The organism is Streptomyces bacillaris, from assembly GCF_003268675.1.
GTDB classification, from domain to species: Bacteria; Actinomycetota; Actinomycetes; order Streptomycetales; family Streptomycetaceae; genus Streptomyces; species Streptomyces bacillaris.
This window is the reverse complement of sequence record NZ_CP029378.1, coordinates 5,133,149-5,147,962: the sequence shown is the minus strand read 5'-3', so window position 1 is coordinate 5,147,962 and position 14,814 is coordinate 5,133,149. Positions and strand designations below refer to the sequence as shown.

The following is a 14,814-nucleotide window of genomic DNA, read 5'->3' as shown; positions in this document are numbered from 1 at the left end:
CTCCGCCCCGGCCGTGGTCGGCTCAGCGGTAGTCGTCCGGGTGGTCCTGCATCCAGGTGTTGATGCCGTCGCGGGTGCCGACGATCGCGGTGAAGTGCTTCTCCAGGTGCGGGGTCGAGCGGTCGGTGCCCAGCTTCGCGAACAGGGCCTTCATATCGGCCAGTGGCTGCTTGAAGTGGCCCGGGCCCTTGGGGTCGGCTCGCATCGCCTCGTCCAGTTCCGTCAGTTCCCGGGTGACCCGGCCGAGGAAGTAGGCGCAGTCTCCGGCGCCCGGGGTACAGGTGTCGTTCAGGGTCGCCTGGAGGGTGGCGAAGGCGTCGCGTACGGCCTCGGGGGCCGGTTCGGCGGGGAGTGCGGGCTCCTGCGTGGCCTCGGACGCCTCGGACGCCGCCTGTTCGGCCTGGTCGGCGTTGTCCACCGGGGCGGCCGACGGTGCGGCCGGGGCGGAGGAGCGCGGGGAAGCGGCGTCCTGCGGGGTGTCCTGGGTGCAGGACGCCAGTGCGGCGGCTGCCAGCATCGCAACTGCCGTCGCGCGCAGCCCCCTTGCGGCGGTCGATCTGCGTATGCCGTCGCGGGCAGTCGTACGTACAAACATGAGGCCCCCTCGTCCGATGGGTCCAGACCATATCCCGTCGCGACGCCCCGGCCCTCACCTCCCCCGTCCGGCCACCTCCGCCAGGAACGCCGCCATCTCCCCGTACACCGCCGCCGGATCGTCCAGGTGGACGTCGTGACCCGCCTCCGGGACCACGGCGATCCGCGTCGTCCCGTGGCGCCCGGCCATGCGGTCCGCCTCCCGCTGCTTCAGCATCCCCTTGCCTGCCCGCACCACCAGTACCGGGCAGCGCACCTCGTCCCACGCGTCCCAGTAGTCGCGCTCGGCGTTCTCCTGGACCGTGGCGACCATGACGTCCCGGTCCACCCGCGGGTACAGGCCGTCCGGGCCCGGAGCGAGGCCCGCCGCCCAGGCCCGGCCCGCCGCTCCCCCGCCGAAGAACGCTGCCGCCGCCCCGGCGTCGGGGAACGGCACCGGCCACGAGTCCAGCCAGGCCCCGATGGTCTCCGGCAGCGAGGGGCTCGGGCCGTCCGGGCCCGCCTCGATCAGGACCAGGGCGCGGACCAGCTCCGGGTGGGCCGCCGCCGTGAGCAGTGCGGTGACCCCGCCCATGGACTGGCCCACCAGGACCGGGCCGCCGGCCGCCGCGAGGCCGAACGCCCTGACGACCTCGGTCACGTCCCGTACGTGCGCGGCCCGGGAGACGTCCACCGGACGGCGGGTGCTCGCACCACCGCCCCGGGCGTCGAACGCCACCACCCGGTGCCGGGCCGCGAACCTGGCCGTCAGCTCCTCCCACTCACCGCAGTGGCCCGCCAGGCCGTGCAGCAGGAGGAGGGGCGGGGCGGTGGCGACATCAGTGACGGTGTCACCAGTAGTGGCCGTGTCTGTGCAGAACAGGGTTACGGGGGCGTCGTCCTCGTCCCTGTCCGTCACCGTGATCGTCGTCCTGGTTCCCATACGCCGTCCCTCCCCGTCGTACGCGCCCGGCGGGCAGCGGCTAGCCTCGGCCGGAGACACGTATCCGTACATGTACACGAAAGCGATGGTGGCGGCGATGGCGAGGGTTCCGACAGCGGCGGTGGCGGCGAGCGGGCTCGTCGGAGGGTACGGCGTCGCCCGGTGGACCGAGAAGCGTCCGCTCGGCGGGGTCGCGCTCGCCGCCGCCGGGTCCCTCGCCGCGTACGAGTGGAACCGGCAGGCCGGACCGCGTGCCGCCACCGCGCTGACCGTCGCGTACGTCGCCGCCTTCGCCGGGTCGCACCCGCTCGCCAAGAAGGTCGGCGCCTGGCCCGCCGTCTTCGCCGTCGCGGGCGGTGTGGCCGCCGCCTCCTGGGCCGTCACCCGCCGCGCCGGGCGGTAGCCGGTCGGCCGTACGCCGATGCGCCGTACACCGATGTGCCGTACGCCGATGTGCCGTACGCCGATGTGCCGTACGCCGGTGGGGCCGTGGGCCTGTGTGCGGCGGGCCGTAGTCGGCAGACCGTAAGCCCGTGGCCGGGTGCGGCTGGGTCTCGTGCCCCCGCGCCCGGCCTCCGTACGTCCGGCCCCGCGCCCGGCCCTGTGCGTCGGGCCCCGGTACGTACGCCCTCCGTGCGTCCGGACCCGGAGCGTCGCCTCCGGCCCGCACCTCGCCTCCGGCCCGGACCGTCGGCGTTCATTCTCCGTGCGGCCGAAAAGACTTGACGCATACGGAAATGTCGAACCTCTCAATATGCGCCAGGCGAATGTTCACCTACCGTCCACCTGCGGAGAAATCGGCCGACGGGCCACACCGTCGCCGCACGTCGGACCGCCGCCGGGGAAGATCCGGACTTGGCTGGTCACAGGCCCATTCAGGGAAAGCGGATCCGGGAAAGAGACCCTCCCCAAAGCACACCTGACAACTCGTCCTGCCAGCGATTGACAGGCACTTATCAGCCACCTAGTGTCCGGACCGTTCGGGGTCGGAAAGGCTCGACTCCGTTGCGTCCGAGGTGACTTGGGGGGAGATGGCATCGAGCCCCAAGTGTGGTATTGCGGCGCACCTGCTCGCCGTTCCATCTGCAATTGGGAGTCGTCCGGGATGCCTGCCCGAAATGTGTTACTGCTGCCGCAGACGAGCCTGTTACGCGCGCTGCATACCGTCGTACGGGACAAGAACGCGTCGGGGAGGGACTTCGAGATCTACTCCCGGCGCATCATCCGGCTGTTGCTGGAGACCGGGCTCGATCTGCTCCCGTTCGAGAAGCGCGAGGTCACCACGCCGGTGGGTGAGACCTACCACGGGCTGGAATTCCCCCGTCGCGTCTGCGGGGTCTCGGTGGTCCGCGCCGGGGAGAGCATGGAGATGGAACTCCGGGAGATGGTCCCGGGAATCCGGATCGGAAAGATCCTGATTCAGCGGGACAAACGGACGAAGCAGCCCGAGCTGTTCTACAAACACCTTCCCGGTGACATCCACACGGGCCATGTCCTGCTGATGGAACCCATGCTGGCCACCGGAGGATCAGCACTCGCCGCGCTCGACGTGCTGCGCGAGGCCGGAGTTCCGGACGAGAACATCGTCCTGATCAACTTCCTGGCCTCCCCCACGGGGCTGGAGCGCTTCAGTCTCGCCGCCCCGGACGTGAAGATCGTGACCTCCGCCGTGGAGGACGGAATGAACGAGAACGCTTTCATGGTCCCCGGCATCGGCGATTTCGGGGACAGGTTCTTCGGTACGGTCCCGGCGGCCGCCTCATGAAACAGCGTGTCGGACTCGACTCCGCGCTCACCGTCCTCGCCCCCGTCGTCTGGGGCAGCACCTATCTGGTGACCACCCAGCTCCTGCCGCCGGACCGCCCGCTCCTCGCCGCCGCCGTGCGCGCGCTGCCCGGTGGGCTGATCCTCACGCTGGCGGGGCGGCAGCTTCCGCAGGGTCACTGGTGGTGGCGGATCCTGGTGCTGGGGGCCCTGAACATCGGGGTCTTCTTCTACCTCCTCTTCGTCGCCGCCTACCACCTGCCCGGCGGGGTCGCCGCGCTCGTCGGCTCCGTCCAGCCGGTCTTCGTCCTGCTGCTCTCCGCGCTGCTGCTGCGTACGGCGATCCGCGGCTGGCAGGTCTGGGCCTGTGTGCTCGGCACGGCCGGCGTCGGCATGCTGGTCCTCGGGCCCGAGGCCGGGCTCGACACGATCGGCGTGGTCGCCGGGCTCGGCGGTGCGGTGTGCATGGCGTCGGGCATCGTCCTGACCAAGCACTGGGGCCGGCCCCCGGGGGTCGGGCTGCTCACCTTCACCGGGTGGCAGCTCGCCGCGGGCGGGCTGCTGATCGCCCCGGTGACCCTGCTGGGCGAGGGCCTTCCCGACCGGGTGACCTGGACCAACCTCGCCGGGTTCGCCTACCTCAGCCTGGTCGGTGCGCTGCTCGCGTACGCCGTCTGGTTCCGCGGTATCGAGCGGCTGCCCGCCCTGACCGTGTCGCTCCTCGGCTTCGCCAGCCCGCTCGCCGCCACCATCCTCGGGTTCCTCTTCCTGCGGGAGGGGCTGACGCTGATCCAGGGCGCCGGGGCCGTCGCCGTGGTGACCGCGGTCCTGCTCGCCCAGCGGTCGACCGCACGCGAGGCCCGGGTGGCCCGCGGGGCGGCCGGACCGTCGCCGGGGAGCACGGGGGCGGCCGGACCCTCGCCGGGGACCACCGGCGTACGACCCGGCGGTCCGGTCGCGGCCGGGGCGGCCACAACAGCCGGGGCCGCCGCAGCGGCCGCACCACCCGGCGGTCCCGCCACGGCCGGGACGCCCACAGCAGCCGGGGCGGCGAGGCCCGACGGTCCCACCGCCACCGCGCCCACCCACCCCCTGCCTCCCCCGAGGCCGGGCCCGCCCACCCCGCGCCACCCACCACCGAGGCCGGCACCCGCCCGGCCGCCCATTCGCCCCGGCAGACCACGGAAGGGGAGCAGTCATGACGCGGCCGGTCCTGTTCGACCTCGACGGCACCCTCGTCGACACCCCGAACGCCATCGTCGAGAACTTCACCGCCACCCTCGCCGCCCTGGGCGTCCCGGCCGTCTTCCCCGAGGAGATCCGGGCCACCATCGGGCTGCCCCTGGAGAAGGCGTTCGCCCAGCTCATCGGGGCCTCGGCGGACGCCGCCACGGTCGAGGCGGCCGTACCGTGCTACCAGCGGCTCTACCGCGAGCAGATCGTGCCCAAGGCCAAGTCGCTGCTGTATCCCGGAGTGGCCGACGGGCTGGCCGAACTGCGCGCTGCGGGCCTCGTCCTCGCCATCGCCACCAGCAAGCACACCGCCAGCGCCGAGGTGCTGCTCACATCGGCGGGCATCCGGGACCACTTCGCCATGGTCGTCGGCGCGGACGCCGTCACCGAGCCCAAACCCGCCCCGGAGACCGGGCTGTTGATCGCCGCCGAGCTGGGGCACCCCGCCGGGCGGGCCGTCATGGTCGGTGACACCACGCACGACATCTCCATGGCCCACAACGCCGGGATGCGGAGTGTGGCCGTCACCTACGGCATCCACTCGGCCGCCCAGCTGGCCGCGGTGAAACCCACCTGGACGGTGGCGGACTTCCCCGCAGCCGTCGCACAGATCCTCCGCGCCGGGTAGCCACGCGCCGGGTAGCCGCCCAGCCACCCGCCGGACCATCCGCGCCCTGACCGGCGCGCACCCGATCCTCCGCGCCGTACCACCGCGCGGATCCCCGGCGCGCGATTCCGTGCGCGTCCGGCCTCCTCCCTCTCGCCTGCGGGCCGGGACAGACGGTTCTCCCCGGTCCTCCGATCAGCCATGCCCCGGCCGCCCGGCCGACGGGCCATGCCCTGCTGCCGCCAGGCCGGTGGCCGGGCCTGCCCCGCCCTGCCGCCGCACCTCGGTGACAGGGCGCGGCAGGGCGCCCCAGCCCATGAGTTCACCTCGCACGATCAGCCTCAGCCGGCACCGGCGCACCCTGCCCGGCACGGCCGGACCCACCGCAGATCACACTCCCCCGGGGGATTTCAGAGATGAGCACCAGCACCTCGACACCCGCCAGACAACAGCCGACGCCCGGCATACCTCAGCAGCGCACCGCCCTGCCGACCCTGCCGACCCTGCCGGACCTGCTCCGTCACCAAGCCCGCGAGCGGCGCGACGAGATCGCCGTCATATCGACGGAGAGCCGCCTCACCTTCGGTCAACTCCACTCCTCCGCTGAGCGGTTGGGCTCCCATCTGGTCGGCGCGGGTGTCGCGCCCGACAGCTGTGTCGGGCTCTTCGTGGAGCCCTCCGCCGATCTGGTGACGGGCGTGTGGGGCATCCTCGCCGCGGGCGCCGCCTATCTGCCGCTCTCGCCCGACTACCCCGACTCGCGGCTGCGTTACATGGCCTCCGACGCGGGCGTCGGCGTGGTCGTCACCCAGCCGCACTTACGCGCCCGGCTGACCGGCCTGGTCCCCGAGGGGACCACGGTGGTCACCGTCGACGAAGCCACGGCCCCCGCCGCCCCGGAAGGCCCCGGAAGCGCCGGAAAGCTTGCCCACCCCCTCCCCGAGCCGCGCGCGGACCATCTCGCCTACGTCATCCACACCTCCGGCAGCACAGGCAGCCCCAAGGGCGTGATGATCGAACACCGCAGTGTCGTCGCGCAGTTGAGGTGGCTGGAGCGCAGCGGCTATCTCGGCCCCGAGGTCTCGGTCCTGCAGAAGACCCCGGTCAGCTTCGACGCGGCGCAGTGGGAGGTGCTCGCCTGCGCGGCGGGGGCCCGGGTGGTGATGAGCCCGCCGGGGTCGTTCCGCGACCCGCAGGCGATCATCGACACGATCCACGCGTACGGCGTCACCTCCCTCCAGGGCGTCCCCACCCTGCTGCGGGCCCTCGTCGACAGCGGTGAACTCGCCACCTGCACCACCCTGACCAGGATCTTCTCCGGCGGCGAGGCGCTCACCCGGACCCTCGCGCAGGAGCTGCTCCGCGCCCTGCCCGACGTCTCCCTGATCAACCTCTACGGCCCGACCGAGGCCACCATCAACGCGACCTCCCTGCTCGTCGACCCGGCCTCCCTCGACGACGCGAGCCTGCACATCCTCCCCATCGGCCGGCCGGCCGACGACGTCACCTGCCACATCCTGGACGAGAGCCTCCGCCCCGTGGAGCCCGGCCGGAGCGGTGAACTCTTCATCGGTGGCGTCCAGTTGGCCCGCGGCTACCTGGGGCGTCCGGAGGTGACCCGGGAGCGGTTCACCGTCTCGCCGTACGTCCCGGCCGAGCGGCTGTACCGTACGGGCGACCTCGCCCGGTGGAACGCCGACGGCACGATCCAGTACGAGGGCCGCACCGACAACCAGGTCAAACTGCGGGGCTACCGCGTCGAGTTGGAGGAGGTCGCCTCACGGGTCGAGGAGCACACCTGGGTGCGCAAGGCCGCCGCCGTGGTGACCGACAACCCCCGCACCGGCTCCCAGGTCCTCGTCGCCGCGGTCGAACTCAACGAGCACACGGCGGCGGTGATGGACCAGGGCCGCTCCGACGCCGCGCACCACCAGTCGAAGTCCTCCAAGCTCCAGGTGAAGGCCCAGCTCGCGGACCCCGGGCTGCGCGAGCCCGTCGAGCTCACCGGGCGCCCGGTCGTCCGACTCGCCGGTGCCGAGGCGACGCCCGAGCAGCGGCGGGCCGCCTTCGCCCGCAAGTCGTACCGGTTCTACGAGGGCGGGCGCGCCACCCTCGACGGGCTCCGCGCCCTCCTCGCCCCGCCGCAGCCCCCGGCCGCTCCCCCGCGCACCCCCGGGGAGCTGACCGCGTCCGAACTCGGGGCGCTGCTCCGCTGGTTGGGGCCGCACCGCAGCCCCGAACGGCTGCTGCCCAAGTACGCCTACGCCTCCCCCGGAGCCCTCTACGCCACCCAGCTCTACCTCGAGGCCGACGGGGTGGCCGGACTGTCGGGCGTCTACTACCACCACCCGGCCGACCACACCCTCGTACGCGTCGGCGACCACCCCGCCCCGGGCGGCGAACCCGGTCTGAAGGTCCACTTCCTGGGCAAGCGGCGGGCCATCGAGCCGGTCTACAAGAACAACATCGTCGAGGTGCTGGAGTTCGAGGCCGGGCACATGCTCGGCGTCCTGGAGGAGGTGCTGCCCGGCCTCGGCCTCACGGTCCGGCCCGACGGCTTCACTCCCGAGGCGAAGGCACGGCTCGACGTGGCGGAGGAGGACCACTACCTGGGCACCTTCGCGGTTGTCCCGTACGACGGGCGCCCGCGCCCGGCAGAGACCGAGCTGTACGTCCAGGCGCACGGCGACCGGGTCGACGGGCTGCCGGGCGGGCTCTACCGCCACGAGGACGGCGCGCTGGTGCGGCTGGGCGACGAGGTGGTGGAGCGGCGGCACGTCATCGCGATCAACCAGGGCGTCTACGACCGGGCTTCCTTCGGGATCAGCGCCGTCGCGCGTACGGAGGACGCCTGGCGCCAGTACATGGTGCTCGGGACCCTGCTGCACCACCTCCAGCGCGTGCCGGGTACGGGGCTGATGTCCTCCGGCTACTCCTCGCGCACCGGCCATCCGCTCCCGGCCTCGCAGCGCCTGGACGACCTGCTGCGGCGCGCCTCGGCCCCGGCCGCCCCGGCTTCGTACTTCTTCGTCGGCGGCCCGGTCTCCGAGGCCCAGGCCGAGCACGAGGGCATGAACGAGGACGCCGTGCACACCAAGGGCCCGGCCGAGATGATCCGGGACGACGCCGCGCAGTTCCTCCCCGACTACATGGTCCCCTCGCGGGTGGTCGTGGTGGACCGGCTGCCGGTCACCGCCAACGGCAAGACCGACCTCAAGGCCACCGCGCTGCTGCCGGAGGTGGTCAGCAGCGGGAACACCGCCGCGCACATCGAGCCGGAGACGCCGACCGAACGGTGGCTGGCCGCCGAGTGGGGGCGGCTGCTGGGGTACGAAGAGGTCTCCACTAGGGACGAGTTCTTCTCCTCCGGCGGCAACTCCCTGCACTCCGTGGCCCTGGTGAACCGGATCAACCGGCGCTTCGGGACCAAGCTCCCGCTCCAGAGCCTCTTCGAGACCCCGACCCTGGCCGGGCTGGCGGCCCGTATCGACGACCGCGCCGCCGCGCCCGCCGCCTCCCGGCTGGTGCGGCTCAACTCCGACAGGGCGCCCTCCCAGGTCTTCGCCTGGCCCGGCCTCGGCGGCTACCCGATGAACCTGCGCACCCTCGCGCTGGGCTTCGACGGCGAGCGCTCGGTGACGGGCGTGCAGGCGTACGGCATCAACGAGGGCGAGACGCCCCACGCCACCATCCGGCGCATGGCGGAGGCGGACATCGCCGAGATCCGCCGGATCCAGCCCAACGGCCCGTACACGCTGTGGGGTTACTCCTTCGGCGCCCGGGTCGCCTTCGAGGCCGCCTGGCAGTTGGAGCAGACGGGCGAGAAGGTGGAGAACCTGCTGCTGATCTGCCCCGGCAACCCCCGTGTCCGTACGGAGGACGGCCGGCGGTGGGGCCGGGAGGCGTCGTTCGCCAACCCGGTCTACGTCACCATCCTCCACTCCGTCTTCGCCGGGACCACTCACGGCCCCGCCGTGGAGGCCTGCCTGCGCGAGACCACCGACGAGGACTCCTTCGTCGCGTTCGTGCACCGCACCATGCCCGCGCTCAGCGAGGGGACGATCCGCCGCATCACCCAAGTCGTGTCCGCCACCTACGAGTTCGAGTACACCTTCCGCGAACTGCGGGAGCGCCGGGTCGAGGCCCCCGTGACGGTCTTCAAGGCGCGGGGCGACGACTACTCGTTCCTGGAGGACAGCTCCGGCTACTCCGCCGAGCCGCCCCGGATCGTCCCCCTCACCGGCGACCACTACGAGGTGCTGAAGGAGCACGGGGTGGCCGAACTGCTCGCCGGGATCCGCGCCCTGGACGTCTTCCCGTAACCCTTCGCCGTCTGCCCGCCGCAGCAGCGGTACGGACCCGACCCATCCCGCACACCACCACCGAAGGAGATCCATGGCCCCCGCAACACCCACCATCCCCGCCATCCCCACCGAAGAGGTCCGCGAGGCCCTGCACGAAGGCCGCCCGGTCGTCGCGCTGGAGTCCAACGTCATCACCCACGGCCTGGCCTACCCGGACAACGCGGAGACCGCCCACAAGGTCGAGGCCGCCGTACGCAAGGGCGGGGCCGTGCCCGCCACCATCTGCCTGGACGGCGGGGCGATCCGGGTCGGCATGACCGACGACGACATCGAGCGCTTCGCCTCCGAGCCCGGCATCCCGAAGGTCTCCAGCCGTGACCTGCCGGTCGTCCTGGCCCGGGGCGGCCGGGGCGCCACCACCGTCGCCTCCTCCCTGGTCGCCGCCGAACTCGCCGGCATCCCGTTCTTCGCCTCGGCCGGGCTCGGCGGGGTCCACCGGGGCGCGCAGACGACGATGGACGTCTCCTCGGACCTGATCCAGCTCACCCGGTCCAAGGTGGCGGTCGTCTGCGCGGGCGCCAAGATGATCCTGGACCTGAAGCTGACCATGGAGTACCTGGAGACCCAGTGCGTCCCGGTGATCTCCACCGGCTCCGACGACTTCCCGGCCTTCTACTGCGCCTCCAGCGGGGTGCGCTCCCCGCACCGGGTGGACGACGACGATCTGCTCGCCCGGATCGTCGCCACCCACTGGGCGGCCGGCCACCCCGGTTCGGTGGTCATCACCACGCCGCCGCGCCCCGAGGACGCGGTGGACTCCGCCGAGGCCGAGCGGGCGATCACGGAGGCGCTCGCCCAGGCGGAGCGGGACGGGGTGAGCGGCCAGGGGCTCACCAAGTACCTGATGCGGGCCGTCGACCGGGCGACCGGGGGCCGGACCGCCCAGGCCAACATGGCGGTCCTCATCTCCACCGCCGAGACCGGGGGCAGGCTGGCCGCCGCCTACGCCCGGCACGTGAACGCCGGTTCCTGACGGGGGCCGTGAAGCGACCCGAGTAAAACCTCGGCGCGTTGAACACGGGGGCCACCGGGCCCGTACTACCGGGCAACTCCCCCGTGTAAGCCGGGTGCGTATCCGTACGACAGGACGGGTACGCACCCGGAACCCCGGCCAGGAGCCCGGGGGAGGCCGGGGGCCGGGCTCAGCCTCCCAGTGCCCGCGACACCGTGTGGATCGCCAGGCCCGCCAGCGCGCCGACGACCGTGCCGTTGATGCGGATGAACTGGAGGTCGCGGCCGATGTGCGCCTCGATCTTCTTCGACGTCTGGTCGGCGTCCCAGCTCGCCACCGTCTCGCTGATCAGCGAGGTGATCTCGGCCCGGTACCGCGTGACCACATGGACCGCCGCCTCCTCCAGCCAGCCGTCCACCTTGCCCTGGAGCCGCTCGTCGGCCGCCAGCTTGGCGCCCAGCGACATCAGGGAGGCGCGGGCGCGCAGGCGGAGTTCGCTGCGCTCGTCCTCGGCCGCCGCGAGGAGCATCGTACGGACGGAGGACCAGGCCGACGCGATGACGTCCTGCACCTCGCTCCGGCCCAGGATCTCCGACTTCAGCCGCTCCACCCGGGCCCGGGTGTCGGCGTCGCTCTGGAGGTCGGCCGCGAAGTCGGTGAGGAAGGTGTCGATGGAGGCGCGCGCCGGGTGGCCCGGCATGTCCCGCATCTCCGTGACGAACCGCAGCAGTTCCTTGTAGACCCGCTCCCCCACCCGCTTGTCCACGAACCGGGGCGTCCAGCCGGGCGCCCCGCCCTGCACCGCTTCCATCACCGAGTCGCCGTGCTCCACCAGCCAGTCGTGCGCCCGTACGCAGATGAGGTCGACGACCTTGCGGTGGCCGCCGTCGTCCACCACCCGCTCCAGCATCTTGCCGAGGCCGGGGCCGACCTCCACCGCGTTGGCCCGTCGGGTGATGGCCTCACCGACGACCGCCTGGACGTCGGAGTCCCGCAGCACCGTGAGCGCGCCGCGCAGCGCGGTCGCCAACTCTGCTGTGACCCGGTCGGCGTTGGCCGGCTCCGCGAGCCACGCGCCGACCCTCCGGCCGACCCCCAGGGCGTGAATTCGGTCACGAATGACGTCCCCGGAGAGAAAGTTCTCGCCGACGAAGGAACCGAGGGACTGTCCCAGCTGATCCTTCTTGGTGGGGATGATGGCGGTATGGGGGATGGGCAGGCCGAGCGGGCGCCGGAAGAGCGCCGTGACGGCGAACCAGTCCGCCAGCGCACCCACCATCCCCGCCTCGGCGGCCGCCGCGACGTAGCCCGGCCAGCCCGTCACCCCGGAGTGCTCCGCCCAGGTGGCCAGGACGTAGACCAGCGCGACGAAGAGAAGGAGGCCGGTCGCCGTGAGCTTCATCCGCCGTACGCCGCGCTGTTTCTCCGCGTCGGCGGCGGTGTACGCGAACGAGGCCAGCGGGCCCGCACCGCCGAGGGGGCCGGGGCGGGGGCCGGAGGGGCCGCCTCCGGGACCTGAACCGTCGCCTCCGCCCGTACCGGAGCCGTCGCCGGAGCCGGAGCCAGGACCGCCGGAACCAGGACCGCCGGATCCTGAGCCCGAGCCGGGACCTGAGCCGCCGGAGCCGGGACCGCCGGAACCGGCGCTGCCGCCTCCGCCCGAGCCCGCCCCCGTACCGGAGCCTGAGCCGCCGCCCGAGCCGGACCCGGTGCCGCCGCCCGCCCCCGTACCGGAACCGGAACCGGAACCGGAGCCCGCACCGCCGCCCGCGCCCGCCCCCGTACCAGAGCCCTCCTCCGCGCCCCGTCCCAGCTCCATACGGTCCCCGTCCCCGGTCCGCGTCCCGGTCTCACCGGCCGCCCCAGCGGCCCCGGCCCCCGCGTCCGCGTCCGCCCCGAGGTCAACCCCCGGCCGCCGCTCCGCGTCCTGCCCACCGGAACCGGTCCGTTCCATGCGTTCCACCCGTTCCCGCTCCACCTGCTCCGGCGGCCCCGGCCGCTCCAGCCATCCACGTACGCCCGTCCCCCGCGACGTACGCATTGTCCCTGCTACCCCTACTCCCGGGCCGCACGTCGAGTTCCCCGGCGCCTGCCGCATCATGGGATCAGCACGATCATCACAAGGAGGGCCACCGCCCATGCCCAGGCGTCAGGGGTACGCCCTGCTCATCGCCCTACTGGCGGGCACCGCCGTCCTCGCGGCCGCCGCCGTGCTGGGCACCGCCCTGTTCGCCGGGCAGCGCCCGGCCCCGCTCCCGTCGGCCGACGCCCACGCGGCGGCCCGTACGCCGGCCGCCCCCGCCCACACCAACGGCGGATGGGTCGCCACCTGGACCACCGCGCCCGTCGGCGGCGAGCCGAACACCGAACGCGGATTCCCCGGCAGCACCATCCGTAACACCGTGCACACCAGCGTCGGCGGGGACGCGGCCCGCATCACGCTCTCCAACCTCTTCGGGACCTCCCCGCTCCTCGTCGACCGGGCCACCGTCAACACCCGGCCGGTGACCTTCGACGGCGCCTCCGCCGTCACCGTCGCCGCCGGTGGACAGGTCGTCAGCGACCCGGTCGCCGTCCCGGTCGCGCCCGGCTCCGACCTGGAGGTCGCCTTCCGCACCCCACGCCCGGGCGGCCCGGTCACCCACCACCCCAACAGCCACCAGACGTCCTACCTGGCCGACGGCCGGGCCACCTGGTCCACCACCAAGTGGCGCTATCTGACCGCCGTGGACGTCCGCAACGAGGCCGTGGCCGGCACCGTCGTCGCCATCGGGGACTCGCTCACCGCGGGCAGCGGCTCCACCACCGACGCCAACACCCGCTGGACCGACGTCCTCGCGGAGCGGCTCGGCGGACGGTACGGGGTCGCCAACGCGGGCATAGCGGGGAACCGGCTCCTCACCCAGGGCTCGGCGGGGCAGCCCGGCACCGTCCGGTTCGAGCGCGATGTGCTCGGGGTCGCCGGGGTGCGCACGGTGATCGTGGCCCTCGGCATCAACGACGTCCAGGGCGCGCCGCAGGAGACCGACGCCGGACGGATCGTGGCCGGCCTGCGCTCCCTCGCCGAGCAGGCGCGGGCCCGGGACCTGCGGGTGGTCGGCGCGACCCTGACCCCGTTCGAGGGCTTCCGCTCCTGGACGCCAGAGCGCAACGCCGTACGGCTGGCGGTCAACGAGCAGATCCGGTCCGGCACGGTCTTCGACGCGTACGTCGACTTCGACGCGGCCGTCCGCGACCCCGCCGCGCCGAACCGGATCCTCCCCGCCTACGACTCCGGCGACCACCTGCACTTCAACGACGCCGGATACCGGGCGCTCGGTGAGCGCGTGGACCTGGCGTCGCTGGAGCGGAGCCGGACGGCGACACCGGTGTCGGACGCGCTGTGAGGCCCGGCACCGGACGCGCTGTGAGGTGACGGACGTACGCGTACGGGATCCCCGACCTCGTACGCGCATACGCGATCACCGACCCCGTACGCGCATACGCGATCACCGGCCCCGTACGTCCAGAGGCAGCCCGGCACCAGCGGGAGGCCGCCCAGCTCCCGTACCTACGGAGGCGACGGCACCGGCAGCAGCGGAAAGCTCAGCCCAACTCCTTGCGGCCGTGGCCGCCGCCGTCGCCCTTCTCCAGCCGCTTCGCCCTCTCCGCCTCCTCGGCCTCCTTGATCCGGCGCCGTTCCGCCTTCGTCCGCTTGCGCTCCACGCCGACGCCGCCCATCAGGGCCAACCCCGTGATCGTCACGCGCGGGGCCTGCGGCACGGGCTCGCCGTCCTCGTTCGGGCCCTCCCCGAAGCCGCCCATGATGCCGAGGCCCCGGACGTCCACGTTCAGCTCGGGCGGGGCCGTCACATGGATGCCGCCCATGATCGCGAAGCAGCGGATGACCACCTCGCGGTCCTCGAAGTCCGCGTCGCGCAGGTCGATCTCGCCGCCGCCCCACATCGCGAACGCCGTGAACTTCCGGGCCACCGTCCAGCGGCCCTTCCGGTTGAAGCCGCCCCAGAGCGCGAACCCGCCCTTCGATGTGGGGGTGCCACCGATCCGGGACGGCCAGTTCGCGGCCGAGCCCCGCACCGGGGCGGGCGCGGAGGAGCCCACCGGGGCCACCGCCGTGCCGGGCGCCGGGAGGTCGCTGACGAGCGGCTCCAACTCCCCGTGCGTACGGGCCTGGTAGGCCTTGTCGAGGCGCTGCTCGAACTCGTCCATCTGGAGCCGGCCCTCGGCGACGGCCTCCCTCAGCAACTCGGCGATCCGCTCACGTTCAGCATCGGAAGCACGCATCTCCGGACGTTCACTTGTCATACCGCGCACCCTATTGAACGGACCCGTTCCCGGCACAGACCCGCAGGCCACGAAGGTGTGCGCGCGTCGGGGC

Annotated in this window: 10 protein-coding genes and 1 pseudogene; 7 read left to right on the top strand and 4 right to left on the bottom strand. The window is 73.0% G+C overall.

What is annotated here, in order from left to right:
- Window positions 1-22: 22 nt before the first annotated feature.
- Complete coding sequence (locus DJ476_RS22385; RefSeq protein ID WP_112491370.1) at window positions 23-595, bottom strand: hypothetical protein; 573 nt, start codon at window positions 593-595, stop codon at window positions 23-25.
- Window positions 596-649: 54 nt separating this feature from the next.
- Window positions 650-1,516: an alpha/beta fold hydrolase gene (locus tag DJ476_RS22380; protein ID WP_112491369.1), complete on the bottom strand. Its 867-nt coding sequence runs from the start codon at window positions 1,514-1,516 to the stop codon at window positions 650-652.
- Between the two features lie 85 nt (window positions 1,517-1,601).
- Between DJ476_RS22380 and DJ476_RS22375 the strand changes: the two genes are divergently transcribed.
- The 6 genes and pseudogenes from DJ476_RS22375 to DJ476_RS22350 all read left to right on the top strand — a co-directional run bounded on the left by DJ476_RS22375 (window position 1,602) and on the right by DJ476_RS22350 (window position 10,457).
- Window positions 1,602-1,919, top strand: coding sequence for a hypothetical protein (locus tag DJ476_RS22375; protein ID WP_208853587.1), 318 nt, complete (start codon window positions 1,602-1,604; stop codon window positions 1,917-1,919).
- 717 nt (window positions 1,920-2,636) lie between these two features.
- Entirely contained in the window at window positions 2,637-3,281 is a 645-nt protein-coding gene (gene upp / locus DJ476_RS22370) for a uracil phosphoribosyltransferase (RefSeq protein ID WP_103418892.1), read from the top strand.
- Window positions 3,278-4,321: pseudogene (locus tag DJ476_RS22365) on the top strand (EamA family transporter); the annotation flags it as partial. The gene upp and the pseudogene DJ476_RS22365, both read left to right, overlap by 4 nt.
- A 157-nt stretch (window positions 4,322-4,478) precedes the next feature.
- Window positions 4,479-5,141, top strand: coding sequence for an HAD family hydrolase (locus DJ476_RS22360; RefSeq protein WP_018488640.1), 663 nt, complete (start codon window positions 4,479-4,481; stop codon window positions 5,139-5,141).
- Between the two features lie 395 nt (window positions 5,142-5,536).
- Window positions 5,537-9,442: an amino acid adenylation domain-containing protein gene (locus DJ476_RS22355; protein ID WP_112491368.1), complete on the top strand. Its 3,906-nt coding sequence runs from the start codon at window positions 5,537-5,539 to the stop codon at window positions 9,440-9,442.
- Between the two features lie 73 nt (window positions 9,443-9,515).
- On the top strand, window positions 9,516-10,457 hold the full coding sequence (locus DJ476_RS22350; protein ID WP_112491367.1) for a pseudouridine-5'-phosphate glycosidase: 942 nt from the start codon (window positions 9,516-9,518) through the stop codon (window positions 10,455-10,457).
- A gap of 169 nt (window positions 10,458-10,626) precedes the next feature.
- On the opposite strand, the gene DJ476_RS22345 is transcribed toward DJ476_RS22350, so the two are convergent.
- Window positions 10,627-12,255 (bottom strand): DUF445 domain-containing protein, encoded by a 1,629-nt coding sequence (locus DJ476_RS22345; protein WP_404827593.1) that lies wholly within the window; start codon window positions 12,253-12,255, stop codon window positions 10,627-10,629.
- Between the two features lie 319 nt (window positions 12,256-12,574).
- Between DJ476_RS22345 and DJ476_RS22335 the strand changes: the two genes are divergently transcribed.
- Window positions 12,575-13,822 carry an SGNH/GDSL hydrolase family protein gene (locus DJ476_RS22335; RefSeq protein ID WP_112491366.1) on the top strand — a complete coding sequence of 416 codons (1,248 nt, stop codon included), beginning with the start codon at window positions 12,575-12,577 and terminating at the stop codon, window positions 13,820-13,822.
- Between the two features lie 199 nt (window positions 13,823-14,021).
- Here DJ476_RS22335 and DJ476_RS22330 read toward each other — a convergent pair whose 3' ends face one another.
- Complete coding sequence (locus DJ476_RS22330; protein WP_103418887.1) at window positions 14,022-14,720, bottom strand: DUF1707 SHOCT-like domain-containing protein; 699 nt, start codon at window positions 14,718-14,720, stop codon at window positions 14,022-14,024.
- Between the last annotated feature and the right edge of the window lie 94 nt (window positions 14,721-14,814).